Annotated in this window: 22 protein-coding genes; 16 read left to right on the top strand and 6 right to left on the bottom strand. The window is 47.5% G+C overall.

From position 1 onward, the window contains the following. Positions 1-215: 215 nt before the first annotated feature. Together SNR34_RS17805 and SNR34_RS17800 are read left to right on the top strand one after the other, a co-directional pair. Positions 216-2,234, top strand: a complete 2,019-nt coding sequence (locus SNR34_RS17805; RefSeq protein WP_486179807.1) for a helix-turn-helix transcriptional regulator — start codon at positions 216-218, stop codon at positions 2,232-2,234. Between the two features lie 78 nt (positions 2,235-2,312). Beyond that, positions 2,313-2,972 (top strand): DUF4386 domain-containing protein, encoded by a 660-nt coding sequence (locus SNR34_RS17800; protein WP_486179806.1) that lies wholly within the window; start codon positions 2,313-2,315, stop codon positions 2,970-2,972. Between the two features lie 44 nt (positions 2,973-3,016). Here the strand turns inward: SNR34_RS17800 and SNR34_RS17795 are convergent, their stop codons facing one another. From SNR34_RS17795 to SNR34_RS17780, 4 genes are all read right to left on the bottom strand, one after another. After that, positions 3,017-4,471, bottom strand: coding sequence for a serine hydrolase domain-containing protein (locus SNR34_RS17795; protein WP_486182482.1), 1,455 nt, complete (start codon positions 4,469-4,471; stop codon positions 3,017-3,019). A gap of 73 nt (positions 4,472-4,544) precedes the next feature. Continuing rightward, positions 4,545-5,639 carry a HAMP domain-containing sensor histidine kinase gene (locus tag SNR34_RS17790; protein WP_486179805.1) on the bottom strand — a complete coding sequence of 365 codons (1,095 nt, stop codon included), beginning with the start codon at positions 5,637-5,639 and terminating at the stop codon, positions 4,545-4,547. Then, on the bottom strand, positions 5,624-6,298 hold the full coding sequence (locus tag SNR34_RS17785) for a response regulator transcription factor (RefSeq protein WP_339272558.1): 675 nt from the start codon (positions 6,296-6,298) through the stop codon (positions 5,624-5,626). Before SNR34_RS17785 ends, SNR34_RS17790 begins: the two co-directional genes overlap by 16 nt. Positions 6,299-6,462: 164 nt before the next feature. After that, positions 6,463-7,131 carry a phosphatase PAP2 family protein gene (locus SNR34_RS17780; RefSeq protein ID WP_486179804.1) on the bottom strand — a complete coding sequence of 223 codons (669 nt, stop codon included), beginning with the start codon at positions 7,129-7,131 and terminating at the stop codon, positions 6,463-6,465. 228 nt (positions 7,132-7,359) lie between these two features. On the opposite strand from SNR34_RS17780, the gene SNR34_RS17775 reads away from it, so the two are divergent. The 8 genes from SNR34_RS17775 (at position 7,360) to SNR34_RS17740 (ending at position 17,815) form a co-directional block, all read left to right on the top strand. Then, the gene (locus SNR34_RS17775) at positions 7,360-8,367 is read left to right on the top strand and encodes a substrate-binding domain-containing protein (protein ID WP_339272554.1); all 1,008 of its coding nucleotides are present in this window, start codon (positions 7,360-7,362) and stop codon (positions 8,365-8,367) included. 52 nt (positions 8,368-8,419) lie between these two features. Beyond that, positions 8,420-10,312 (top strand): cache domain-containing sensor histidine kinase, encoded by a 1,893-nt coding sequence (locus tag SNR34_RS17770; RefSeq protein ID WP_486179803.1) that lies wholly within the window; start codon positions 8,420-8,422, stop codon positions 10,310-10,312. After that, a complete protein-coding gene (locus SNR34_RS17765) occupies positions 10,309-11,622 on the top strand; it encodes a response regulator (protein ID WP_339272552.1) in 1,314 nt (437 codons plus the stop codon). The genes SNR34_RS17770 and SNR34_RS17765 overlap by 4 nt, the downstream gene beginning before the upstream one ends. A gap of 325 nt (positions 11,623-11,947) precedes the next feature. After that, the gene (chvE, locus tag SNR34_RS17760) at positions 11,948-13,033 is read left to right on the top strand and encodes a multiple monosaccharide ABC transporter substrate-binding protein (protein ID WP_290371405.1); all 1,086 of its coding nucleotides are present in this window, start codon (positions 11,948-11,950) and stop codon (positions 13,031-13,033) included. Positions 13,034-13,054: 21 nt separating this feature from the next. Continuing rightward, positions 13,055-14,605 carry a multiple monosaccharide ABC transporter ATP-binding protein gene (gene mmsA / locus SNR34_RS17755; protein WP_339272549.1) on the top strand — a complete coding sequence of 517 codons (1,551 nt, stop codon included), beginning with the start codon at positions 13,055-13,057 and terminating at the stop codon, positions 14,603-14,605. Next, on the top strand, positions 14,589-15,752 hold the full coding sequence (gene mmsB / locus SNR34_RS17750) for a multiple monosaccharide ABC transporter permease (protein ID WP_236412515.1): 1,164 nt from the start codon (positions 14,589-14,591) through the stop codon (positions 15,750-15,752). The genes mmsA and mmsB overlap by 17 nt, the downstream gene beginning before the upstream one ends. A 304-nt stretch (positions 15,753-16,056) precedes the next feature. Beyond that, positions 16,057-17,082, top strand: a complete 1,026-nt coding sequence (locus SNR34_RS17745; RefSeq protein ID WP_486179802.1) for a leucine-rich repeat domain-containing protein — start codon at positions 16,057-16,059, stop codon at positions 17,080-17,082. Positions 17,083-17,212: 130 nt separating this feature from the next. Then, on the top strand, positions 17,213-17,815 hold the full coding sequence (locus SNR34_RS17740; RefSeq protein ID WP_486179801.1) for a hypothetical protein: 603 nt from the start codon (positions 17,213-17,215) through the stop codon (positions 17,813-17,815). A 654-nt stretch (positions 17,816-18,469) separates the two neighbouring features. Here the strand turns inward: SNR34_RS17740 and SNR34_RS17735 are convergent. Continuing rightward, positions 18,470-19,009: an SUKH-4 family immunity protein gene (locus SNR34_RS17735; RefSeq protein WP_486179800.1), complete on the bottom strand. Its 540-nt coding sequence runs from the start codon at positions 19,007-19,009 to the stop codon at positions 18,470-18,472. 196 nt (positions 19,010-19,205) lie between these two features. Between SNR34_RS17735 and SNR34_RS17730 the strand changes: the two genes are divergently transcribed. From SNR34_RS17730 to SNR34_RS17705, 6 genes are all read left to right on the top strand, one after another. Continuing rightward, positions 19,206-19,358: a hypothetical protein gene (locus tag SNR34_RS17730; RefSeq protein WP_486179799.1), complete on the top strand. Its 153-nt coding sequence runs from the start codon at positions 19,206-19,208 to the stop codon at positions 19,356-19,358. Positions 19,359-19,639: 281 nt separating this feature from the next. Continuing rightward, the gene (locus SNR34_RS17725; protein ID WP_486179798.1) at positions 19,640-20,665 is read left to right on the top strand and encodes a glycine-rich domain-containing protein; all 1,026 of its coding nucleotides are present in this window, start codon (positions 19,640-19,642) and stop codon (positions 20,663-20,665) included. 148 nt (positions 20,666-20,813) lie between these two features. Next, a complete protein-coding gene (locus SNR34_RS17720) occupies positions 20,814-21,551 on the top strand; it encodes an MBL fold metallo-hydrolase (protein WP_486179797.1) in 738 nt (245 codons plus the stop codon). A gap of 217 nt (positions 21,552-21,768) precedes the next feature. Continuing rightward, on the top strand, positions 21,769-22,032 hold the full coding sequence (locus SNR34_RS17715; RefSeq protein ID WP_236412522.1) for a hypothetical protein: 264 nt from the start codon (positions 21,769-21,771) through the stop codon (positions 22,030-22,032). A gap of 241 nt (positions 22,033-22,273) precedes the next feature. Next, positions 22,274-22,831 (top strand): PadR family transcriptional regulator, encoded by a 558-nt coding sequence (locus tag SNR34_RS17710; RefSeq protein ID WP_339272534.1) that lies wholly within the window; start codon positions 22,274-22,276, stop codon positions 22,829-22,831. Beyond that, the gene (locus SNR34_RS17705; RefSeq protein ID WP_486179796.1) at positions 22,824-23,543 is read left to right on the top strand and encodes a CPBP family intramembrane glutamic endopeptidase; all 720 of its coding nucleotides are present in this window, start codon (positions 22,824-22,826) and stop codon (positions 23,541-23,543) included. The genes SNR34_RS17710 and SNR34_RS17705 overlap by 8 nt, the downstream gene beginning before the upstream one ends. A gap of 182 nt (positions 23,544-23,725) precedes the next feature. Here the strand turns inward: SNR34_RS17705 and SNR34_RS17700 are convergent, their stop codons facing one another. Then, positions 23,726-24,607 carry a carbohydrate ABC transporter permease gene (locus SNR34_RS17700; RefSeq protein ID WP_236412525.1) on the bottom strand — a complete coding sequence of 294 codons (882 nt, stop codon included), beginning with the start codon at positions 24,605-24,607 and terminating at the stop codon, positions 23,726-23,728. Positions 24,608-24,616 lie beyond the last annotated feature (9 nt).

Genomic DNA, 24,616 nt, shown 5'->3' with positions numbered 1-24,616 from the left:
TCTAATGCGGCTATCTAATCGAAAAAGAAATCCTTTGTCTTCATTCAAGTTTGGTAATTCGATTCATTGATGGCGGCAAACCCTAATGGTAAAATATGCTTATGTCTAAGCGTAACCTTTCCACTAAATTCAATATACCGCCTTTTCGGCAAAATACAGTTCTCCGTCAACGCTTGATAGAAAGGCTTCAATGTGAATTACATCGTAAATTGACCTTGATCTCCGCGCCCGCTGGCTATGGCAAAACGACATTGATTGGCGAATGGATTCCCCAATGCGGGCGGCTTGTTGCATGGCTATCACTTGAGGAAGGGGATAATGAGCTTACGCGGTTTTTAACCTGTGTTATTTCATCGCTGCAAACGATTGACGAGAAGATCGGGGAAGGCGTGCTTGAAATGCTTCAATCTCCAGCACCGCCTCCGATGGAGTCCATTATAGAGGTGCTCCTAAAGGAAGCTGCTGTCATATCACCTTTCATTCTTGTCCTTGATGATTATCACGCAGCGAAATCGAAGCCGATAGACGAGGCGATTTCCTTTCTCCTCGATCATCTGCCTTCGCATATCCATCTGGTCATGATCACACGCGAGGATCCGTTTATTCCATTGGCCCGGTTACGAGCTCAAGACCAGTTAACAGAGCTGCGTGAAGCAGATCTGAAATTTACGCGTCCCGAAGTTGAAGGGTTTCTTAACGAAGTCATGCGACTAAACCTACCTGAGAATATCATCGATGAGCTGGCATCACGAACGGAAGGATGGATTGTCGGTTTGCAGTTGGCCGCCCTTTCTATTCAAGGCGATCGTGGTACAGACCGGTTTATTCAGTCTATTGCTGGCAGCCATCATTTTGTGCTGGATTATTTGGTAGAAGAGGTTCTGGAGCGGCAACCGGAGGCTGTTCAGACCTTTTTGTTACGCACCTCGATCCTCGACCGCCTGTGCGGTTCTCTTTGCGATGCTATTCTGCTCGATCCGGCAATATCAGGGAAGCAACGGTTGCTGGATCTTGAGCGCCAAAACCTGTTCGTTATTCCTTTGGACCATGAACGAAGATGGTATCGCTACCATCACTTGTTCGCCGAGTCATTGCAAAGACGGTTAGAGGATCATCTCAACGGTACCAATGTTGCAGAACTACACCAACGGGCAAGCGTTTGGTATGAAAATCACGGCCTTGAAATCGAAGCATTTCGCCACGCCGTTGAAACAGCTGATGTTGAACGCCCCGCGCTTCTTTTGGAAGGCCATGGGATGCCTTTGCATCTTCGCGGGGCAGCAGGCATTTCGCTGAAATGGTTGGAGTCGCTGCCTGCTGCAGAATTGGACGCCAGACCGGCGTTGTGGGTGATGTACGGTTCAGCTTTGCTAATCACAGGTAAGCCGACGCACGTTGAACCCAAACTGCGAGCGGCAGAGGCAGCGCTCGAAGGCGCCCGACAGGACGTTCGCGTCAGAGACTTGATCGGGCTGATTGCGGCAACCCGGGCTGCAGTGGGTTCGTTAATGATGGCCGTGAATCCTAACGGGACCCATCAAAAATTACAGACAGCTGAAAAGTTCATGCAAATGACGGAGCATGACGACAAAAGCGATGACCTCATCGAGCTTATTGCTCCGGGCAAGAATGTTTTGAGGAGTGCAGCCTATGAGATCGATCAAGTTATTAACCAATCCAGGCTCGCGTTAGAGTATCTCCGCCAGGATAATCTTCCTGTTCGGACGGCGGCGGCATGGATGCTGGGCATCTCAAGCCAACGGCGGGGAGACTATGCGGGAGCTCAAAAAGCCTACAATGAAGTTATTTCTTACAGTCACGTGATGGGACATAAACTGATGGCCATTATGTCTCTTATCGGACTCGGTCAATTACATGAAGCAGACAATGGACCCAACCTGGCGGGAGAATGCTACGAAGAGGCTATCAAGCTGGCCGGCGATCTTCCGCTTCCGGTTCTTCGCGAAGCACAAGCTGGCCTGGAGCGTGTCAGGACGATCCTTCAATCAACGAAGAATTGCGATTTGGTTGAGCCGCTCAGCCAGCGTGAACTCGATGTGCTAGCGCTTGTTGCCAAGGGACTTTCCAACCGGGACATCGGTGCAAAACTCTCCTTGGCTGTGGACACGGTAAAAGGGCATAATCGCAGAATTTTCGAGAAACTTCAAGTTCGGAGGCGCACTGAAGCGGTTGCACGTGCTCATGAGCTGAATTTACTCCCCAAAGAACGATAAAAAACCACACTAAAGTGTCTATTGATCCCCAAGCCCCTAAGCTATGATTTCTATAACATGAGCGAAGGGGAGATAAGCATGAACAAATGGAATTTAAGGGTAGCAGGGTCACTCTTTCTGTTGTCGACGGTTGCGTATCTGTTAGGGAGCGGGTTGCTGAACCCCGTTCTTCAGCAGCCCGAACAACTGGCAGCTTTAAATTTGGACCGAACCAACGTAATCTTAGGATTGTTTTTGGAGTTAATCAACGCGATAGCGGTTGTGGGAATTGCCATGCTGCTGTACCCTGTATTAAAAAAACAGAACGAAGCGTTTACGCTAGGGTACTTCGCTTCCAGGGTGATCGAGTCAGCGATTCTTATCCTTAGTTTAATCGTTCCGATACTGCTCCTCGCGTTGAGCGGTGATTACAGGGAGGCGGAATCAGGTGGCGGATACTTTCAAGTACTGGCAAAGTTTGCGGCAGAATCTCATTTTATGCTCTTTGAACTGGCTATGGTGGTACTGAGTCTAGGCAGCTTGTTATTCTGTTATGTGCTCTACCAGTCCAGGTTGGTTCCGCGCTTATTGTCCATGATCGGATTTATCGGGTATGCCGGATTGTTAACATCCAGCTGCCTGGCGATCGCTGGTCTAGACCTCGGAACGATTCTTTATGTTCCAGGGGCAATATTTGAAATAGTTCTGCCGCTCTGGCTCATCGTGAAGGGATTCAATCAGCGCACAGCAAACTCCTGATGATCGACACACGCCAGAACGGCAGCTCATTTATGCGAATAAAACTACTGGGGTAAATCCCAACGACCGTTCTTTTTATTCTGAACGTAGAAGTAATAATAACAAGCCAAATGCACGAAGTTGACAAGCGACCATACAGCAAGCCAAATGATTGGAGACGACAGAGTAGTCCAGATGCCGAACCAAGGCAGCACGCGTCCTCCGCCGATCAACGTCATCAATGGGGACAGGGACAAGAGTATTAGGACCGGAATCAGCTTTCTAACCGTGATCAGAATCAATTTACTCATCGTTAGGCGTTTGTTTCTCCGACGGATGCGAAAATAGGCATATACGCCCCATGCGAGCGTTGCGATGATCAGCGCAATCATGATCATTTCCATGTTTCGACCGTTCACAAATGAGGTTTCAGGCTTTTCCCCTCTCATGATCTTCGCAATATCATGAATAAAAGCCGAGTAATTCACAAAAGCATTTATGCCCGAATTAAACATGATCGCAACGCCCATTTTCTCGTCCAAAAAAATCATTTCTTCCGACTTGTACGTCCAGAAGATGCCGCTATGGGAGATCATTTTGCCCCCGGATTCGTCTTGGTTTGCAAGCCAGCCCATGCCGTACGGACCGATGGCCCCGGCTGCGTGATATTGCTTCATTAGGGCAGGAGAAAGGAGCTGTCCGTGATATTGGGCAAGCATCCAGAGGGACATATCCTCTGCGGTTGAAATGATGCCGGCCGGGCCCTCAATGAACCAGAGCGGTTCCGATTGGCCTACGGCACGTCCCAAAATCAAGTAATGTCCTAACGGGATCGTTTCATTCTCATTGATTTGCTGCGTCGTGCTGACACTGAAGGTATGGTTCATTCCTAGCGGTTCAAAAATATGGTTGTTCAGATAATCCGAAAAACGCTCCCCGCTTACGCTTTCCACGAGGTTCGCCAGCAGCACGTAATTGGGATTATGATAGCTGTACGCGGTTCCGGGGCTATGGGCAAGTTGAACCTCCGTTAATAACCGATTCGCCTCATGCAGGGTTTGGAACTGCGCATTCCTCGTCATATCCGGATTTACTTTGTCATTGAGACCGCTGGTCTGATTCAATAAATGACGGACCGTAATGTCATGTACGCGGGGATCCAGTGGAGAATGCTCGGGAAAATAAGAATCGTAAGCCGCATCCAGGTCAATTTGTCCATGGTCTACCAGCTGCAGCACGGCCAACGCAGTAAAGGACTTGCTTAACGAAGCAATGGGGAAATGAGTGTCGTCCGTCACGCTTTGGCCGTCTGTGAATGTTCCGTAGCCTTTGGCGTAGTAGACCTCATCGTCCTTAACAATGGACAGTGAAGCAGCCTTGATGTGATTGGCCTTCATGCTCCGATTCATATATTCGTCGATGTCTTGCAGGATTTCCGACCTGTCCCGGGCTTCCGTGGCGGACATGGGGTTCGGCCACACGGAACATAACAACAATAAACAGCTGATTGCAACAAACATTCTTTTTTTCAGTTTTGGCATCATTAGCACTCCTAAAATTCAAGATAAGGAAATGCTATCAGCACTTTTTCAACTATTTATCAACTGGGGTCCCAAAACTTGCCGTAACGCTCCCGCCGCCATGAGGACCGTTTGCGATCTGCAGGTCCCCTTCATGTTTTTCACAAAACACCTTGCAAATATAAAGGCCCAGCCCGCGATGTTCGGTCGCGTCCCACACTTCGCCGCGATAAAAAGGGAGCACAGCCTTGTGCAGGGCTTCATCCGAGAAACCATGCCCGTCGTCTGAGACGGTAATCTTCATCGTGCTTTTCTGAATGTCATAGTGAACGTTCACTTGGCTGGCTGCGTATCGAGCCCCATTGGCCATCATGTTTTCGAAAATTTGCATGACGATATAGGGGTCCACGTTGATTACGGCATGATCATATTCCATGGAAGACACGAAGGTTTTGCCGAATTGCCTTGCGATTTGTTCGGCACTGTCGTTTAACAAAGTCGTCAACGAGATCGTATCGATCGACTGGCGATGCACCGGGACATCCTCCAGCTTCTGAATTGAGCTCATAGCCTCCGCATAGCTCTCCAGACGCACGATGTGAAGATTCATGGTATGGATTAGATCCAGCACCTTTTCTTCCGACAATTTCTTTTCAGGCAGATAGGTGGCGAGGAGCTCGGTGTTTCCTTTCAACACGGACAGCGGCGTTCTCAAGTCATGAGCAAAAATGGCATTGAGTTTCTTGCGTTCCTCCACCGACCGCCAGAGCGTCTTTACGTTTTTCTCCAATGTGGAGCGCATGTTCTCAAATGCCGCAATCAGCTCGCCCATCTCGTCCCGGCTGTCATAGGAGATGTGGAAGTCCAGATCGTTTGCCGAAATTTTCTCGGATGCCTGCTTTAACAGCTCCAGCGGACGTTTCAGTTTCCATCTGTAAAATAAGATGGCCATGGTGACGATTCCGGCTGCTACGGTAAGCATCACTGCCGCGACGAGGGAGGGCAGCATCCACTCCGATTCTCCGAAACGCAGCCGCAGCTTCTCCGCCCAGGCAAACTCCAGCGTGATGACGACCAGTACGGCAATGAGCGTGACTACGCATAACAGCATAAAAGATTGCCGTAAGGTAAATCGCCTGAGCAGCAGTGCATTCATGAGCTTGGCCATTTGTATCCTACTCCCCAAACAGTCTCGATTCGGTCAACGCAGCCGTGTTCCTTTAATTTAGAACGAATTCGCCGGATATGTTCCGCGATCACACTGCTGTCGCCCTGGTTGTCCCACCCCCAAATTTTTTCGTATATGCGTTCCTTTTCGAACACGATATTGGGATGTGTGGACAGTAACTCGATAATGTCAAACTCTTTTTTCACGAGTGGAATTTGCTTATCTTGGTAGTAAAGCTCACGGGCTGTATAATCAATGACCAAATCATCGTTAAACCTTACCGAGGATTTGGTCTGGATTCGCTGTTCTCTGCGCAAATGCGCTTCGACCCTGGCCCCCAGCTCGTGAATGCTGAAAGGTTTCAGGATATAGTCATCGCCGCCGGCCTGAAATCCGGCTATTTTATCGGCATCTTCAATTCGAGCCGTTAAAAATAAAATCGGGCACGAGATGAAGTCTCGGATTTTCTCGCATAATTGAAGGCCATTCTGCTCAGGCATGTTGATATCCAGCAAAACAAGATCGGGTTGTTGTTCCACTTTTCGCAGCGCTTCCCTGCTGTCCTTGGCCGTTAGGACGGAATACCCGTTGATTTCAAAATAATCGGTCAGCAGCTTTCGAAGATCTGCTTCATCGTCCACGATCAGTATTTTATGCATTCATGCTCAGTCTCCCGTATCCAAATATGTAACCCAGCATAGCAAAAATCCACAAAAAATAAAATCTCCATCTCATCGGGGGGACCTGAACTAATAGGGAAAAAGACCCGCTCTAACCTCAGCTTGAGGGTGGCGGGTCTTTGACTTTTTCTCATTATAAAGTTCTATGTCTGAGGTTTGGAATGAAGCAGCGACAGCCGCTCCAAATAACGCTGATAAAACCAAATGCAGATCGCCAGCCAGCTGCCGCTCAGAAAGTAACCTCCGGCAATATCGCTGGGATAATGCACGCCCAAATAAACTCGGCTCAGGCCGATCGCCAAAATTAAGGCCGCACTGACGATGATCATCATCACCCGGCCCGTTGCTGTAGGAATATGCTTCCAGATCAGAAAGGCCAATCCGCCATATAGGCTGAACGCCGCCATCGAGTGTCCGCTCGGAAAGCTGTATCCGTTCGCTTCTGCAATGCGATGGATGGTTGGTCTGGCACGCTGAAATGCCAGTTTCAACAAGGTGTTCAGCATTGCTGAACCTGCAATGACCGCGGCCAAAAACAGAAGTTCCCGCCTGTGTCCCAGGAAAATATACAATACGATCATAAACATGATCGTGATGGTGATGACAGGCCGTCCGCTGCCGATCCATGTGAATACCCGCATCCACTTGGTCATGCCGGGTGATTCCATGCCCTGAACCCATCCGATCAGGTTGTCATCAAACCGGTGGATCTGGTGATCACTGACGGACAAGGCAATCAGTGCAAATACGGTGAGGCTTAATGCTGCAATGAGCAGCGGGAAGGAGAAGTTCTTTTTCTCATGCTGTGCCAAAATGTCGGGAACCTCCAAGATGCCTGAATTTCATAGGTCGAGCCGGCCATATGATATTTGTATTATGTTATAATCTTACAATAAATATTGCTTGAGTAAATGTTAGCCCTGTGTCTCCATACACAGATGACTCTGGCTAAAACGGAAAGCGGTTTCTTTTTTGCGTGTTTGCGTTTACAATTTAAGCGGAACGCAAGTGGAGAGACCTCTAAGGAAGTGAAGACGAATATGAAAAAAACGCTGCTGGTTTATATTTTGCTCATCTCGGCTTTTGCGCTGTATGTGTTCAGGTACGAATACGCAAGCGAAGCGAATGGCTCATGGGAAGACCGGGGACTGCGCGGTGATATTGGTGAAACTTACATCATGATCACGTTCCAGTCCGGCTTGGAATATTGGAAAAGTGTGCTCAAAGGCTTCGAGGATGCCGGGGATGCGCTCGGGGTAACCGTGGAATACCGGGGAGCTACGCGGTATGATCCGAAGGAACAGACCACAGTCATCGAGCAGGCGATTGCACGAAAACCGGCAGGCATCGCCATTTCCGCCATTGACCCGCAATCGCTGATTCCCGTCATAAACAAGGCGCTGGACGCGGGTATCCCGGTCGTTTTGTTTGATGCGGACGCACCGGACAGCAGAGCCTATTCTTTTCTCGGTACGGACAATTACCAGGCAGGGGTGACTGCTGCGGACAAAATGGCCGAGCTTCTGGGCCGGGAGGGAGAAGTCGCCATTCTGACCATGCCGGGCCAGCAAAATCATGAAGAACGAACACAGGGGTTCCGCGATACGATCCGTGACCGGTACCCTTCCATGAAGGTCGTTGAAGTTGCCGATGGACACGGAGATGTAATGAAATCAAAAGATGAAGCGCTCAGAATGATGAAGGCGTATCCGAAGCTCGGCGGAATTTTTGTAACCGAGGCGACGGGAGCGGCAGGCGTAGGCGAAGCGGTTCAGAATGCAAATGCGGGACATCCGCTCCAAATCATCTCCTTTGATACGAATAAGGCTACGCTGGATATGATCAAGAGCGGCACCATCTCTGCAACGATCGCACAAGGAACCTGGAACATGGGATATTGGTCCCTTCAATATCTGTTTCATTTGCACCATCAATTGACCGTGCCCGCACCGTCCTCTTCCGATGAGAACGCACCGCTGCCTGTTAGGGTAGACACCGGAATCTCTGTGGTGACACGTTCGAATGTAGATGATTACTATGCCAAATAAAAATAATAATCGGTCAACTATGTCCCTCAGCTGGAGGAAAATCCGTTTCCGGATGAAGGGCGGATTGCAACGGCTGCGCTTGCGCAATATGCCGCTGCGTTATCAGCTGATGCTGCTCTTTTTGCTCTTTGCCATCGTTCCTTCGGTGGGACTCGGGCTGCTGGTGAACTGGACGGTGGAACGGATTGTCGAACGACAGGTTGAAGGGCACACGATGCAGCTGATCGGCAAAGTCAATGAAGCGCTTGACAGCAAGATGGAGAATTTGCAGAATATGACCTATCTGATCGCTTTTGATCCGGATATCCGTGCTTTTATGGAAGGGAAAACGGATTTTGACGGCCATACAGGCACAGCTGTACCTTATAACGATCTGAATCGGGCCAAAGATCAGGATCAGCTTTATGGAATCAAGCAATATTTGCAGGGCTTCACGACATTGTACCCGGAAATCGCAGGGATCGTGCTCGTTAACCGAAACGGAGATTACATCAGCAATGAGATGTATCCGAAAACCAATCAAAGCCTGGTTCAGGAGGAATGGTACCAAAGCGCGGCCGGGAATGCCGGCATTTTTACCGTTCTGGGCCAACCGAGACATCGTAACATCACGACGCATGTCCGGTATAAAGACAGTGAAATTGTGTCCGTCGCACGTTCCATCACGGATGAATCATCGGGACGCGTGCTCGGTGTCATTATGATTGATCTCAAGCTGCGTACCGTCTCTCAGGCCGCCAGGGATGTAACGCTGGGGAAATCCGGATATGTCATGGTGACCGATGCAGAAGGGCGAAGCGTCTATATGCCGGACAATCCACTCGTTGAGCAGATTCCACCCGCGTGGTTCACATCGGGAGATAGCGGAACATTTAACGCAGAAGCAGAAGGGAAGGAATTGTTATTCATGTACCAGTCTTCCGCGTTTACGGGATGGAGAACCGTAGGGGTGTTCCCGGCCAAGGAATCGACGGCGGAAGTCCGCCAGATCCAGTTTTACGTGGTCAGTTTTGTTTTCGTGGTCTGTCTCTTTGGCCTGAGCGCTTCCCTGCGATTTTCCAATTCCATCGCTCAGCCTATTTTCCGGTTGATGTCTTATATGCGCAGAGCGGAAACGGGAAATCTCAGATCCGGCCGCTGGAGCGATCGTGCCGATGAAATCGGCATGCTCGGCAGAAGCTTCAACCGAATGCTGGTGCAAATCCAGCAGCTCATGTCCCTTAATGAACTGCGGGAGCGGCAGAAACGGGATGCGGAAATGCGAAGCCTGCAGGAGCATATCAAACCTCATTTTTTATATAACACCTTGGATACGATTCATTGGATGGCACAGAGGAAAGGCGTAGACGATGTATCCGAGATGGTGGGTGCCCTCTCCAGACTGTTTCGGATCGGGCTCAGCAAAGGCAATGATTTCATTCCTCTGCGTTCCGAGATTGAACATATATCCAGCTATCTGCAGATTCAACAGACCCGGTACCGGAACCGGCTTCAATGTGAGTTGGTGATTCCCGAGGACCTAAAGGAGCTGTTCGTGCTTAAGCTGGTGCTGCAGCCCATAGTGGAAAATGCCATTTATCACGGGATTAAGGGGAGACGAGGGCCGGGTAACATTTGGATCGAAGCTAAAGTAAAAGACGACAAGCTGTTGCTTACTGTACAGGACGATGGCGCCGGGATGACAGGCGAGCGGCTGCACGAGATGACTCGTCTCCTCAGCACACCCCTGGAGAGCATGGAAATACAGGAAGCCGGCCAGGGTGGCAAAAGTTATGGCATGCTGAATGTACAGGCACGTCTGCGGCTTTCTTTTGGCGAAGAATACGGAATCAGCCTGGATAGTCAGGAAGGTGAAGGGACCTGCGTGACCATCACTCAGCCGTTAATGAAGGAACTACCACAAGCATTGCAATTCGATATTGAAGGAAGGCGGGAGAGTCAATGAAGAGAGCAACCATGCAAGCAGCTTGGACAGAATTGGAGAGTGCGGCAGTTTCTGTGGCGGGAGTCCAGACATTGCAGACTTCAGGGCGCTACCAAGTTCTGATTGCAGATGACGAACCGATCATTCGCGAAGGCATACGGGATGCCATTGATTGGGATCGGCTGGGCATGGAGGTTGCCGGTGAAGCGGAAGACGGTGAAGAAGCGCTGGAGCTGGCTGTCCAGCTCGGTATCGATATCATCCTTGTGGATATGAATATGCCATTTCTGAACGGGATTGATCTGATCCGCCGCCTTCAGGACGAATGTCCGGGCTGCCGCTGTCTGATCATCTCCGGTCATGATGAGTTTGCTTATGCCCAGGAGGCCGTGCGACTTGGCGTGGAGGATTACATCCTAAAGCCGGTAGATGCGGAGCGGCTGCATGCTGCGCTCGAGCGTTTGCATCGGCGGATGGACGAAGAACGCAAGCGGACCGCTTACGTTAAGCAGGCTGCGGATCAGATCGAACGCAATATTCCGCTTTTGCGTCAGCGTTTTTGTCTGGAGTGGCTGGAAGGGCTTGCGGAAGGAAAAGATCTGACAGAGCAGCTGGCGTTCCTGCGTCTGCCATCCGATCCGCCCGTGCAGCTCGGGATCGTCCGCTGGCCTGCGGCCGAAGCCCGTCAGTCCCTTATGCGGGAGAATGACCGCCAATTGTTTCTTTTTGCCGTGGAGAATATTATCGGCGAACTGCTGGGAGAACTTCCGCATGTCCTGTTCAGGGACCCGAATGGGTTAATCGGCTTTTGCTTGTGGCAGGCGGCTCCGGAAGAGCTGGATTGCATCATTGAACAGCAGATCGGTTCCTGCCTCAATATCGCCGTTCATGCCCGTGTGGTGCAAAATACAGGTACATTAGAAGAGGCCCCGAATGCTTACCGGCTATGCCGGGAACTTGTTTATGGGGAAGCCCGATTGTCTCCGCTGGTGCGCAGGGCTCGGCAGATCATCAATGAGGAGTACGCGGATCGGGAACTGACGCTTGAATCGCTCGCTGCCCGCTTGCAAGTCTCCTCGGTATATCTCAGCCGGGTGCTCAAGAAAGAGCTGAACGATACTTTCGTAACCCTGGTCACGCATGCCCGCATCCGTAAAGCGGTGCAGCTGCTGGATTCCACGACGATGCCCATCCACAGCATTGCAGAACGGGTCGGTTACGACACCCAGCATTATTTCAGCACGGCGTTTAAGAAAAAGATGGGGATCTCGCCTGCGCAGTACCGAAAAGACGGGGGCACAGGGCACAGTGCCTCCGCGGACCTGGTATAACATCAAGCGGACCAGGAATAACATCACCGGACATGGACAAGGGCAACGGAGTTGTTCTGCTTCTGCGAAGCGGATCAGCTCTTTTTTTATACCCGGTGGATGAACGATACTCGAGGCAAGGGATTCAGCATCTTAACTTCTACAGGTTATACAAAAGTTAAAATATTATAAAAAAGGTTCAAAAGCTGCAAAGACGGTCTCGACGTCATAATGCTACGATTGGATCAGGCGGAAACAGAAAGCAGTATGGGTCACTTCGAACGTTGTAAGCGTTATCTTATGATTCGTTCACGATCCGCATGATTTGAGGAAAGGGGAACTTGATATGAAAAAAGGAGCAGTGATGATCTGGCTTCTGGTGATGACCCTGATGCTGTCGGCTTGCAATCTGGCTGAGAGTGGGGCAGGCAGCAAGGAAAAAGGATATGTCGGCATCTCCATGCCAACCAAATCCTCCGAGCGATGGGTCGGCGACGGAGAGAACATGGTCCGTTTGTTTCAGGAACAGGGGTATAAAACGGATCTGCAATACGCTGAGGACGTGGTCGAAAATCAGATTTCACAGATTGAGAACATGATCACCAAAGGAGTGGATGTGATGGTGATTGCATCCGTGGATGGCAATACGCTGACGGATGTGATCAAGAAGGCTCACGATGAAGGCATTCAAGTCATATCCTACGACCGTCTGATTCGCAACACGCCCTATTTAACGTACTACGCGACGTTCGACAACTTTAAGGTGGGCGTGCTCCAGGCTTCTTACATTGAGCAGAAGCTGGGCCTCAAGGAAGGCAAGGGCCCGTTCAACATTGAGCTGTTTGGCGGCTCGCCCGACGATAACAATGCGTATTTCTTCTTTGACGGTGCGATGTCTGTGCTGAAGCCGTATATCGATTCCGGCAAGCTTGTCGTGCGGAGCAACCAAACCACGATGGCGCAGATCGCGACCTTGCGCTGGGATGGAGCATTGGCTCAATCGAGGATGGATAACCTGCTCAGCGCCTATTATTCGGGAGATCACCTGGATGCGGTCTTGTCCCCGTACGACGGAATCAGCATTGGCATTATCTCGTCGCTAAAAGGCGTCGGATACGGATCAAAGAGTAAACCTTTGCCCGTCATTACAGGTCAGGACGCGGAGCTGGCCTCGATCAAATCCATTGTTGCCGGAGAGCAGACGCAGACGGTATTCAAGGATACTCGCAAGCTGGCGGAACAAACGGTAGAGATGGCCAATAGCATTTTGCAAGGAAAACAAGCGGAAGTGAATGACGAAAAGTCATATAACAACGGAATTAAGATCGTACCAGCCTATTTGCTGGATCCGATTTCAGTGGATCGCACAAACGTGGAGAAGGACATTGTAGGCACCGGATATTACACCAAAGAAGAAATTGGATTGAAATAATAATGGAAAGGAGCAAATCCCATGACCGGAATCATATTGGAAATGAAGGGCATTACCAAAACCTTTCCTGGGGTCAAAGCACTGGAGAACGTCAATCTCAAGGTCCGGGAAGGCGAAATTCATTCGCTGTGCGGTGAGAACGGTGCAGGAAAATCCACGCTGATGAAAGTGCTTAGCGGTGTATATCCACATGGAACATACGAAGGGGATATTTTGTTTCAGGGCAAAACATGCGAGTTCAAAAATATCAAGCAGAGCGAGGATCTGGGGATCGTCATTATCCATCAGGAGCTCGCGCTGATCCCTTACCTGTCCATCGCGGAGAACATCTTTCTGGGCAATGAACGTGCCAGCAAAGGCATCATTGACTGGAAAGAAACGTTGGTCGGTACACGTGAATTGCTCTCCAAAGTGGGGCTCAGCGAAAATCCGAACACGCTTGTATCCAACATCGGCGTGGGTAAACAGCAGCTGGTCGAAATTGCAAAAGCACTCTCCAAAAAGGTTCGTCTGCTCATTCTGGATGAACCAACGGCAGCGCTTAATGAGGATGATAGCGAAAATCTGCTCCAATTAATGCTGGAATTCAAAAAGCAGGGAATTGCGTGTATCCTGATTTCCCACAAGCTGAATGAAGTGTCCAAGGTATCGGACTCCGTTACGATATTGCGGGACGGCAAGACGATCGAGACGCTGGACATGAGAAAGGATAACGTCACCGAAGACCGGATTATCAGCGGAATGGTGGGCCGTGATCTGACAAGCCGCTACCCGGAACGTCATGCCAATATCGGTAAAGTCATATTGGAAGTGAAGGACTGGACCGTTTATCACGAGCATCATGCCGAACGCAAGGTGCTGGATCAGGTCAACATGAACATCCGGCGTGGCGAGATCGTGGGCATTGCCGGTCTGATGGGGGCGGGACGTACGGAGCTGGCCATGAGCATCTTCGGCAAATCTTATGGACGCAACATATCGGGCCAGCTGATCAAGGATGGCAAACCGATTCAGAACAACAGCGTAACGGAGGCGATTCAAAATGGTTTTGCCTACGTGACGGAGGATCGGAAGGAATACGGGCTCATTCTTATGGATGATATCAAACGCAATATCTCACTGACCGGTCTGAGCAAGCTGACCAAAAATGCAGTTGTGAACGAACGTGAAGAAGTGCTGGTTGCCGAAGAAATGAAGAAAAGCATGAATATCAAAGCACCGAGCATTTTGCAGAAAACCGGAAACCTGAGCGGTGGCAATCAGCAGAAAGTGGTGCTGAGCAAATGGATTTTTGCCGGTCCGGATATTCTCATTCTGGATGAACCGACCCGCGGAATCGATGTGGGCGCCAAATTCGAAATCTATACCATTATTCACCGCCTTGCTGCAGAGGGCAAGGGTGTGCTGGTGATCTCATCCGAGCTTCCGGAGGTTCTGGGCTTGTGTGACCGGATTTATGTCATGAATGCCGGGCGCATCACGGGAGAAGTCAGCCGCGAAGAAGCTACGCAGGAAACGTTGATGAGATATATGACGAAGTCTGGAGGCGAGAAGCATGGAAATGCTAACTAAACTGTTCAAAAACAATATACGCCAATACGGGATGATCATCGCCCTGGTTGTCATTATGATCTTGTTCGAGCTGCTGACTGGCGGGCTCTTACTGAAACCGATCAATATTACGAATCTGATCCTGCAGAACAGCTATATTCTTGTGCTCGCCATCGGGATGGTACTGGTCATTATTACCGGACATATTGACCTGTCGGTAGGTTCCGTTGCAGCCTTTGTCGGTGCAGTGGCAGCAATCATGATGGTCGACTGGCAGCTTCCGGCCTGGATGGCGGTGATCGCTTCTTTGCTGGTCGGGGCGTTAATCGGAGCCTGGCAGGGCTTCTGGATCGCCTATGTGCGGATCCCTGCGTTTATCGTGACCCTTGCGGGCATGCTGCTCTTCCGCGGGTTGACGATGATCGTGCTCGAAGGGCAGTCCATCTCTCCTTTTCCGGGAGGATTCCAAAAGATTAGCTCCGGGTTCCTGCCAGATATTCAATTCTCGGGTTTCGGGCTCATCTCGATCCTTGTCGGGGTTGCGCTTACGGTCTGGTACATCGTGAATGAACTGCGGGAACGCCGCTCCCAGCGGAAATACGGATTCGCGGTCGTATCGCAGGGACTTTTCCTGCTCAAGCTGATTGTGGTGGCTGCGGTGACGAACCTGTTTACCTTCGTGTTGGCAAGTTACGCCGGAATTCCGAATATTTTGATCCTGCTGTTTGTACTGATCATCGTTTATTCCTTTGTCATGAACCGTACTGTAATGGGGCGTCATGTATACGCGCTTGGAGGAAATGAAAAGGCTGCAGGACTGTCCGGAGTCAAAACCAAAAAAGTGACATTCTGGGTATTTGTAAACATGGGCGTGCTCGCCGCCGTTTCCGGTCTGATCTTCGCTGCCCGTCTGAACGCGGCCACTCCAAGAGCGGGTACCAACTTCGAATTGGATGCCATTGCAGCCTGCTTTATCGGCGGGGCTTCAGCTTCCGGTGGCATTGGAACCGTGTTTGGAGCAATCATCGGCGGCTTGGTAATGGGGGTACTGAATAACGGAATGTCCCTCATTGGTTTGGGCATTGACTGGCAGCAGGGAATCAAAGGTTTGGTGCTTCTGCTTGCCGTAGCTTTCGATATCTACAACAAAAACAAAAGATCGGCCTAAAGCTGTAGAAGAATACGTTCTTGTACAGATATGGAAATGAAGAACAGACCCGCTATCGATCATAGCGGGTCTGTTTTCTGTCGAGGGACAAGAACATGATCCCATGGAAGTCGCTATTTTAGGAGAGAGAATAGCCCAAGGAAGGATGCTCTAACGGAGAAATAAACCATAAACTTGCTCCCCATATGGATTCGCTGTAAAATGCAGTAAAATTAAGACTATCTCAGATAGAGATTCTGATCGCTTGGTTAACAATAATATTTAAATAGATTATCGGTAGCATAAAAGAATTGGGGGAGTCGTTATGGGAGAAGTATGGACGAGCTCTATGCATGGTGCACCTTGGACAATAGGGAAAATGAATAAAGCGATTAAGCAACTGGGACATCGGGCGCTTATTTCGTTTGTCGTTGATATAGATAAGCTCGAAGATTTACAAGAATTAGATAAGCATGTATTTGCTAAACGTCCGGATTTAGTATTGTCTATTCGTCAAATTGATATGAAAGGGCGCTATACAGAGGAATTATTACAGATCATCGCTGACTTAAAGCATATAACAGCTTTACAGTTAAACCTTCAACATCATATTGATTTGAGTATACTTGGTAAACTAGAGCGATTGCAATTTTTATCAATTACAAGTAAAAAGCCGGTAAACTTAAACTTTACTTCTAACTTTAGAAATCTTCAATATCTTTCATTATATGGGGAATTTGTAGACTTAACACCGATCGGCGATGCAACTGAACTTGACACGCTCATTTTGAGTACTACTATTCATGAAGTTGATTTTGTTCGTCAGTTAACCAAATTGGAGTGTCTCTTTATTCATGATTGTACTTTGAAAGGTTCCCTAGCAGCACTTGCGAATTCTACAGTTAAAATGCTTAGCTTAGCAAATATACGTAACTTAACGAATCTGGATGATATAGCTTCAATGCATAATCTTACTTATTTACGATTGTCCTTATCTAAGGTGGAGGCTTTATGTGACTTCTCTAAAATGCATAACCTTAGACAGTTGGAACTGGATAATATGAAAGCGTTAAAACATATAGATCTTTTGTGGTCAGCACCCCTTCTTGAAATGTTAGAATTAAGGCAGATTTCTACAAGTATTAAAGCCAAGGATTTAGAGGCATTACTTGAAATGGAGCACTTACAACAACTAGATTTTCAGTTTATTGATTTTAATAAAGGAAGGATTGCAGCATTACGCGATTGGTTTAAACAAGCAGGGAAGGAGCATATCCTCTATGAGAATATTGCTGAAGACAAGCGAATGAAGTCCATGTGGCGAATACATTTACAAAATCATATAGGATAAAATAAATAGCGGTAAATTCATAAGTAGCCATAAGACCAGGCATGTCTTCTACTCTCCAAAGACGATGTACTAGTAGGAAAGGGGCTCTTCTACAACTACAAAAATGGATCTAAAGGGGGCGCCAGACATTATGTTAAATCGATTCAGCTGGAAAGAAAATGATGTTTATTTTGTACCTGTGACAGACTCAGTTTCAACAGTTGTTCAATTACTCAAAAAGCCTTGTATTATCATGTTTAATATCTTTTTGGAGAATTCAATCTCTGCTTGGGATGAGGTTAAATTACAGGATATTCAAGAATTTCGAGTGATCCGAGTGTTGAATTCAGCTGTAAAGTTGACCGCAAAGCAGAAATTGAAAGATGCAGCCATGGCTCCTAAAACAGTTGTGGATGTACCCAAACATTATATTAGCCAAGATTTTGGAAATCGTCCGGATTCATGTTCTACTCGATTCAATCTGGTGTATATAGATCCAGGAATCGGCGATTTGGGAATGGGAAATCCCATCGTGGAAACAGATATCTATCCCGCGAATCCACTTGAACGATTAGAGCCTTACGAACTAACCGCATTACATACAGCTAAAGATTTGATGCATAGGCTCTACTGGTCATACTCTGTTTATTTCGGGCTGGATAAGTATAAGGAGTATTATATGAATTGCATTACTCCGGTTCCTGTACACGAGTGGAACCAAGAGTACTTAAATGCTGGGGGATACTCCTTCTGAAAGTAATCATGAATTTAGACATAGACGAGTCACTGAAGAAGGGGACATGATCGCAATGAAAGATAAATTCCTTGAGAAAAAGCATGGAGAACTCGTAAAAAAGAAACTATATAGATTGAACCGGAAATTTACACGATAACGAAGAGGGCAGAAAGAATCTGGAGAAGCGAAGCGGTCGCTTAAAAGCTTTCTGTAAGAAAGCTGCATCGGAAGCATAGGCTGATCACCGGATTTTCCCCTTGAACAAGGGGATCAAAGAAATCTGGGGATAACAGCGATCGGAAGATGGTTCTGACCGCGGTAGTCTGGTCCTTTCTATAGAGTTCATACGGGGATACGATTTCTATTAGATGATCTGGACTTTATAGCTTTAAACGGAATCCAAGCAAATGGATACAAAAATGAATATTCAATACATTATAACTTCAGGTATCATAAAGATGAGGATTCTATAAATAGATGTGCAAATCAAATATTGTTATTTGTAGAGAATGAGGCCATTCCTTGGTTTGATCTATGGCGAAACGAAGATGCTTTATATACTAGACAAGATAGTCCACTAAGGGAAGAATTGGTGTATAAATACAACAAAAACGCAATACGGACATTTTAGCGATCGTCACGGAAAAACGTTTCGCGGTATCGGTAACGATCTCATTTCGTTTTGTCGAGGATCGATCGGTAAAAGTTTATACGCAGATCATTCAGCGGAAACAGGTCGTCGGAAAGCTCGTACAAACGCATCGGCCAAAAGGACTCGTCGTTTTCCGTGGCTTGAGAATCATAGCGTCTGAACTCTGTTTCCAGCGCTTCCACCGCTTTTTGCGGATCGTTGCCGGATTCAATTCGCCACTTTACCTGCTGCATAAACAAGTTGTGAAATTGCAAAAAAGAATCAAAGCTTGAATTGCAAAATTGCAGCCGGTAAAGGGCGTCTTCCTGGTGGATATATGTTACGGTGCCACTCTCGAGATCGACCGCGTAATAACCACCGAGATCATGTCCGAATATCGCAAGCGTTCGATCTTCAAACCGGAAGAGGTATAAAGGACTGTCAAATTCGATAGCGAAGTTCGGATAGGGGATCAGCCGAAGTCTTTCGGTTGTTAGATTCGACAAGTATTCGGATTGCTCAATTTCGGAGGGATTCAGACTCTCAAAACTGGATTTAAGTTCTCGGATAACAGGCTCCATAGCTGCACCTCACTGAAAATTTAGTCGACCGGTCGGCAAAATAAAAAACGAAAACAGGGTATTATAATCATACCATTAATTGGTCATTAAATGTCGAGGGACAAGAACATGTTCTTATTTCCGATTAGATAAGCATCTAAGATGTCCCGGGATTTACTTGAATCGGTTTTTAAATAAACTACAAGAGAAGGCAATCATGTTTGATGTTGAAAGAATACAAGAGGTAATACCGCATAGAAATCCATTTCTATGGGTTGATGGAATCCTGGAGGAAATTGATGAAGATAAAAAAGCTGTTGGAAGCACTGGCACAGGTCGGTGGCGTGGCTATGTCCAATGGAGAGAGTAGCAATCACAAAAATAGGTTTATTGACTAGTATTGATAATTGTCGTATCAGATGACAAGTAAAACCAGCAGACCAATTCCTGCTTGTATTCGATGTTCGAGCAATTTCGTAGGTTAGGGGTAAATTCCCTGAACGTTGGATTTTTGAAGCAATGGGCAGGCATAGAAACATACATCCCTGGCATTTAAGCCAAAGGGCTCTTTTAGTCATTACCGGTCGTCATTTATACTAGTGAGAGTTTAACCCATACATAGAAACGATATCAACGGAGAGGAGAGGCGCTGTGCCTATCTACTACTACATCGCAGCCATTTTATTGGTTATTGGGGTATATTTGATTCGGCGTAAGATCAGAATTTTCCGTCCGGCGGGAAGCCGCAGAAGGCATGCAAAAGTGACGTACAGGCGCAAAAAGTTACCTTTGAATCTTGGACTTCGCGAAGAGGTCTCCTATAAGCAAGTCGTTCTTCAATTGGAAAAGAGTTTCAATAAACATTTTTCCAACAAACTGAAGATCCGTATGGGACAGGAATATCCTCATATGACAACGCACGAGTATCGATGGAAGCTGCTGGAGCTGAAGAGATACTTCATTATGGCTTCTTTACTTAAGCAGGTGCCCATGTTCAGCGAGGAGGTAGACGAATTTTGGCATGAAATGCTGATGTTTACGAGATCCTACGCTGACTTTTGCGAAGAGTTTATGGGTTCCACTGTACATCATGAGCCGGCTGTTACCCGCCGCGAAACGCCAGGAGCACGAGCCTGGTTTGACTGGGTGTACTGTCAATTATTCGCGTTTACTCCCTATAGTTCCGTGATCTGGGGCGATTTCTTCAGGTATCCGTTATCCGGTGATGTGCAAAAGTTGATCGCGCAGGGAGACCCGTCCGAACTGGTGAATCAACTCTTCCATGCCAGGCGCATGCAGGAGAGTCCTGAAGCTGCGCAGGTTATTACCTACTTGATTGAAAAACTGCAAAGATCGGCAAGTCTAAGCGCAAATGAACTCTCCCTTGAATCTCCGGGTACGGGGGATGTGGCTCTTCTCATGGCGAGTGCCATGGTGTACCATTCCATACATCATGAAGCGACATACGGGGTGCGCATGGGTCGCCTGGAGCAGGAAATTCTCCCGCAGGAAAAGACTGCCTCCGGGTCTTCGTCAAACAGCAGTTGCACGAGCAGTGCCAGCTGTTATGCAGATCATTGCACAGACAGCAGTGGTTCATCCGGAGGTTCCGGATCATCCTCAGATTCTTCTTGCAGCTCATCCAGCTGCTCATCCTGCGGCGGTGGCGGAGATTAATGAAGAAGGGCACCGTATGACGGGGAAATTTCATTTGGAGCGTGATGACGCAGGGGCTATGGGGGCTTTCGGCGCTTCGTATCGCAGGAGAAGGTCATGTGTTAATAATATGCAATAATTATTGTTGTTTTAGTTAGGAGGTATGTTGATGAGTACTTATCATCTACTTGATATTGAGTTTGAATATAACGGACAAAAACAGGTCATTACCCCAATCCTTCTTCAAGATGAGTTTGACACGATTCTTATCGACTGCGGTTATCCCGATTTCATGCCTCTTATTGAAAAAGCGGCTAACCGGTATAACGTTACTCTCGATTCAATGACTAAACTGATCGTGACGCATCACGATATGGATCATATGGGGTCAGTCGCTGCTTTGAAGAGGGCGTATCCACACATCGAAATCGTTGCTTACGAGCTAGAAGCGCCTTACATTGAAGGAACGAAAAAATCATTGCGGCTTGAACAGGCAGAATCAACGTTTGACGCATTGACCGATGAAGCAAAGCCATATGCGGAGCAATTTATTCGCCTCTTGAAGTCGATCGAGCCGGTTGCCGTTGACCGGACGGTAGCCGATGAGGATTGGCTGCCTTGGTGCGGCGGGATTAAGATCATCCACACGCCAGGTCATATGCCCGGGCACATCTCATTATATTTGCCAGCCAGCAAAACACTGATCGCTGCAGACGCCGTCGTCATCGAGGAAGGCGAGCTCGCCATTGCTAATCCCCAGTATACAATGGATCTGGATGAGGCCGTACGATCGGTACAGCGATTGCTTGACTACGATATCGAGCAGCTGATTTGTTATCATGGAGGTTTATTTCATGGTGATGTTCGACAAGCGATCCAACAATTAATCCATAAATATAAATCTTGAGTCATTCTGAGAACTTGAACCGGTTGCCGATTAAATGGATATCTAAACGTTATGCAGCCACCTTCAGGCCATGCACCAATCTGCTACCATATGTTAAAATTAGGTTGAATAAAAACCGAGGTGATTTCATGTTCAATCCGAAGATCTTCTTCTATTAGTTGTGTCTAAGGTCATGGCTTCAAAAGCCAAAATCTAACCCGGCACAATGGGGATGAAGATGTTTACGCGTGAAGAGATTCAATCCTGGGAAGATGAGAAGCAGCATAGTCTGGGGATCAACAGGAAGCCCATTGATCCAAGGAGAGAGAAGCTTAAAGATTTCCGTAAAGGAATCAAGAGCGTTCATTACAACAAAGAGTGTAAAGCAGCACGAAAAGATGATTATCGCCTTTATAGAACAAAAATGAAACGACTGATGCGTAGTGAAGAATACGAACTTCTTCACAATTATAAACGAACAAGCGGTTGGATTACTTGGTAAATATTAAATAAAAAAGGTAGCCCTTGAATGAACTACTCCATTGTTAACTGATTAGCAGTGTGGGAAGTCCGTTCGGGGCTGCTTTTTTTGTTGAAGTAACGGCAATTCAAGTTGTGGAGCTTCCAATGCTAAAAATGGCTTGAGCTTATTTTTTCTCTAAATGGATTGCCATCCTTAGCCTTATGGAGTATTATGCTAATTGAATATATCTCAAAGATATATTGTGAAGGAGGAGGGACGTATGAAAAGAATCAATACCACCCATTTTGCTATTCTCGGCTTACTTCGCATTAAACCCATGAGTGCCTACGAACTTGTAAAGTTTTCGAAGGAAAGCATCGGCCTTTTCTGGAACGAATCCTACGGACATATTCATAAGAGCATCAAACAACTGGAGCAAGAGGGTTATGTGTCCGTTGTGGAAGAAGCTGAGACGGGAAGGCGTAAAATCGTCTATGGTGTTACGCGACAAGGATGTGAACAGCTTGATTCATGGTTAGCCCTCCCGCCGGAGGAATCTGTGATCAGGAACGAATTGCTTATGAAGCTCTTTGTCTCCGATGAACGGCATATCCCCCAATTAATCGCTTTTCTCCAGGAAGAATTAGAAGAGAGCGAGCGGTTAACTGCGATGCTTGCAGGAATTAAAGCGAGTGTTCCTGACAAGGAAAGCAAACAGGCCCAGCTCTGGTTGTTGACCCTCGACTACGGTGAGCGATATCTGCGAATGACCATCGAATGGTGCCAACATGCGTTGGAATCGTTAAACCGTCCAGACAGGGGGCAAGAGAATGAATAAAAAACGGTTCAATTTCGTTCCCATCCTGTTCATTTCGATCGTGGTTGCTGCTTGTGCCCCTCTCTTGGTATGGTTCAAAAGCAGTCCGCCCCTCCTATTAAAAATATTCGAAAGTGCTGGATACAATCTAGAGATGAGTTATCAAGTCACGGTATTGTTATTGGCTGTTATTTTGATCGGCATCGTCTATGGAATCGCGGGGAAAGAGGGACTTGCGTATTTAAACCTTAAAAGGCGAGATGGAATAATCCGGCCAGAACCGTGGATTGGCGTTAAGCCAAAAGAGACGGAGACGTGGAAAAAGTTAGGTGTAAACTTCGCAATCGTGATTACGTTGGTAACGTCTGTCGTCATCTACTTCCAAGTGATTCATGGAGGGGGCGTAAGTATGGAGTTATATCCCGGGGTTATACTCATCCTTCTATTTGCGCTTATGAATGCTTTTTCAGAAGAAATCATCTTTCGGTTTTCGTTTGTTGCCGTTGTTAGCAGATATGGATTTTCTCCGTATGTAGCGCAAGGATTAGCCGCATCGATCTTTGGTATCGTTCATTATTTTGGAAATCCGGGCGGGATACCAGGCGTATTGATGGCTGCTTTTATCGGATGGTTTTTGGCCAAATCAATGTTAGAAACAAAAGGATTTTTCTGGGCGCTAACGATCCATTTCTTGCAGGATGTCGTGATTTTCAGTGCTTTATTTATGAAATAGCTGCCCAGGGTCCCTATATAAGTTGAACCGATGATTTTTACACGGAGTCACTACGTGGTCAGAACCATCTTCCGATCACTGTTATCCCCAGATTGTTTTGAATTTAGATATATCACGCTTATGGCAAAAATGGTTTCAAGGTTTTGCAGCAAATGTGTGCAACCTTGAAACCAATCTGTCCATTATTCTTTGAGCGCACCGATCATAACGCCGTGCACAAAATATTTTTGCAGAAACGGATACAGGATCAGGATCGGCAGTGTAGACACAATGATCGTCGCGTATTTTATCGTTATCCCGATATCCAGACGATCGCCGGCTGCTGCTCCTGTCATCATGCTGTCTGTACTGTTGGAAATCAGAATCTCCCTGAGCACCAGCTGAAGAGGGAACCATTCCCGGTCCCGTAAATAAATCAATGCATTGAAATACGAATTCCAATGGCCTACGGCGTACCATAAAATCATGACGGCAATGACGGGCATGGACAGGGGAATAATAATTCTTGTCATAATAACCCAGTCATTCGCTCCGTCGATGCGCGCGGATTCCTCCAAACTTGCCGGGATGCCTTGAAATGCGGTTCGCATAATAATCAAATTGAACGAATTGATGGCCCCTGGCAAGAGAAGTGCCCAAGGTGTATTCAACATCCCGAGATGATTGATCAGCAGGTAAGAAGGAATAAGTCCCCCACTGAACACCATAGTAATCACGATGATGAGCATGATGTGGTTTTTGAAATAAACGTTGCGACGGGAGAGGGCATAGGCACCGAGCGTTGTCATCACCAAATTGATGGCTGTACCTGCTGTGACATAGAAGAGCGTATTCCGGTACCCGGTTGTAACCATGGGATTTTCCAGTACCGCTTTGTAGGCAGCGAAACTAAATCCTTGCGGGTAGAACAGCATGCCGCGAAACTGGGCCATTTCTGCAGGATTGCTTAGAGATGCAAACAGGATATAAATAAATGGATAGAGCGTAACGAAGCAGAGTAAAAGCATAAAGCAAATATTAAACCATGAAAATACAGTTTCACCCAGAGAACGTTTATATGTCATTTTTCACGA

It is taken from the genome of Paenibacillus sp. XP01 (assembly GCF_057364885.1).
Note: the sequence above shows the minus strand (reverse complement) of the source record. Positions and strands in the feature narration are given on the sequence as shown.

Bases quoted from the DNA above. Each gene is read 5' to 3' on its own strand.
- mmsA (WP_339272549.1), top strand. From the start codon at position 13,055: ATGACCGGAATCATATTGGAAATGAAGGGCATTACCAAAACCTTTCCT.
- SNR34_RS17785 (WP_339272558.1), bottom strand. From the start codon at position 6,298: ATGCATAAAATACTGATCGTGGACGATGAAGCAGATCTTCGAAAGCTG.
- mmsB (WP_236412515.1), top strand. From the start codon at position 14,589: ATGGAAATGCTAACTAAACTGTTCAAAAACAATATACGCCAATACGGG.
- SNR34_RS17775 (WP_339272554.1), top strand. From the start codon at position 7,360: ATGAAAAAAACGCTGCTGGTTTATATTTTGCTCATCTCGGCTTTTGCG.
- SNR34_RS17745 (WP_486179802.1), top strand. From the start codon at position 16,057: ATGGGAGAAGTATGGACGAGCTCTATGCATGGTGCACCTTGGACAATA.
- SNR34_RS17740 (WP_486179801.1), top strand. From the start codon at position 17,213: ATGTTAAATCGATTCAGCTGGAAAGAAAATGATGTTTATTTTGTACCT.
- chvE (WP_290371405.1), top strand. From the start codon at position 11,948: ATGAAAAAAGGAGCAGTGATGATCTGGCTTCTGGTGATGACCCTGATG.
- SNR34_RS17720 (WP_486179797.1), top strand. From the start codon at position 20,814: ATGAGTACTTATCATCTACTTGATATTGAGTTTGAATATAACGGACAA.
- SNR34_RS17715 (WP_236412522.1), top strand. From the start codon at position 21,769: ATGTTTACGCGTGAAGAGATTCAATCCTGGGAAGATGAGAAGCAGCAT.
- SNR34_RS17730 (WP_486179799.1), top strand. From the start codon at position 19,206: ATGTTTGATGTTGAAAGAATACAAGAGGTAATACCGCATAGAAATCCA.
- SNR34_RS17770 (WP_486179803.1), top strand. From the start codon at position 8,420: ATGAAGGGCGGATTGCAACGGCTGCGCTTGCGCAATATGCCGCTGCGT.
- SNR34_RS17795 (WP_486182482.1), bottom strand. From the start codon at position 4,471: ATGTTTGTTGCAATCAGCTGTTTATTGTTGTTATGTTCCGTGTGGCCG.
- SNR34_RS17700 (WP_236412525.1), bottom strand. From the start codon at position 24,607: ATGACATATAAACGTTCTCTGGGTGAAACTGTATTTTCATGGTTTAAT.
- SNR34_RS17710 (WP_339272534.1), top strand. From the start codon at position 22,274: ATGAAAAGAATCAATACCACCCATTTTGCTATTCTCGGCTTACTTCGC.
- SNR34_RS17735 (WP_486179800.1), bottom strand. From the start codon at position 19,009: ATGGAGCCTGTTATCCGAGAACTTAAATCCAGTTTTGAGAGTCTGAAT.
- SNR34_RS17790 (WP_486179805.1), bottom strand. From the start codon at position 5,639: ATGGCCAAGCTCATGAATGCACTGCTGCTCAGGCGATTTACCTTACGG.
- SNR34_RS17800 (WP_486179806.1), top strand. From the start codon at position 2,313: ATGAACAAATGGAATTTAAGGGTAGCAGGGTCACTCTTTCTGTTGTCG.
- SNR34_RS17765 (WP_339272552.1), top strand. From the start codon at position 10,309: ATGAAGAGAGCAACCATGCAAGCAGCTTGGACAGAATTGGAGAGTGCG.
- SNR34_RS17705 (WP_486179796.1), top strand. From the start codon at position 22,824: ATGAATAAAAAACGGTTCAATTTCGTTCCCATCCTGTTCATTTCGATC.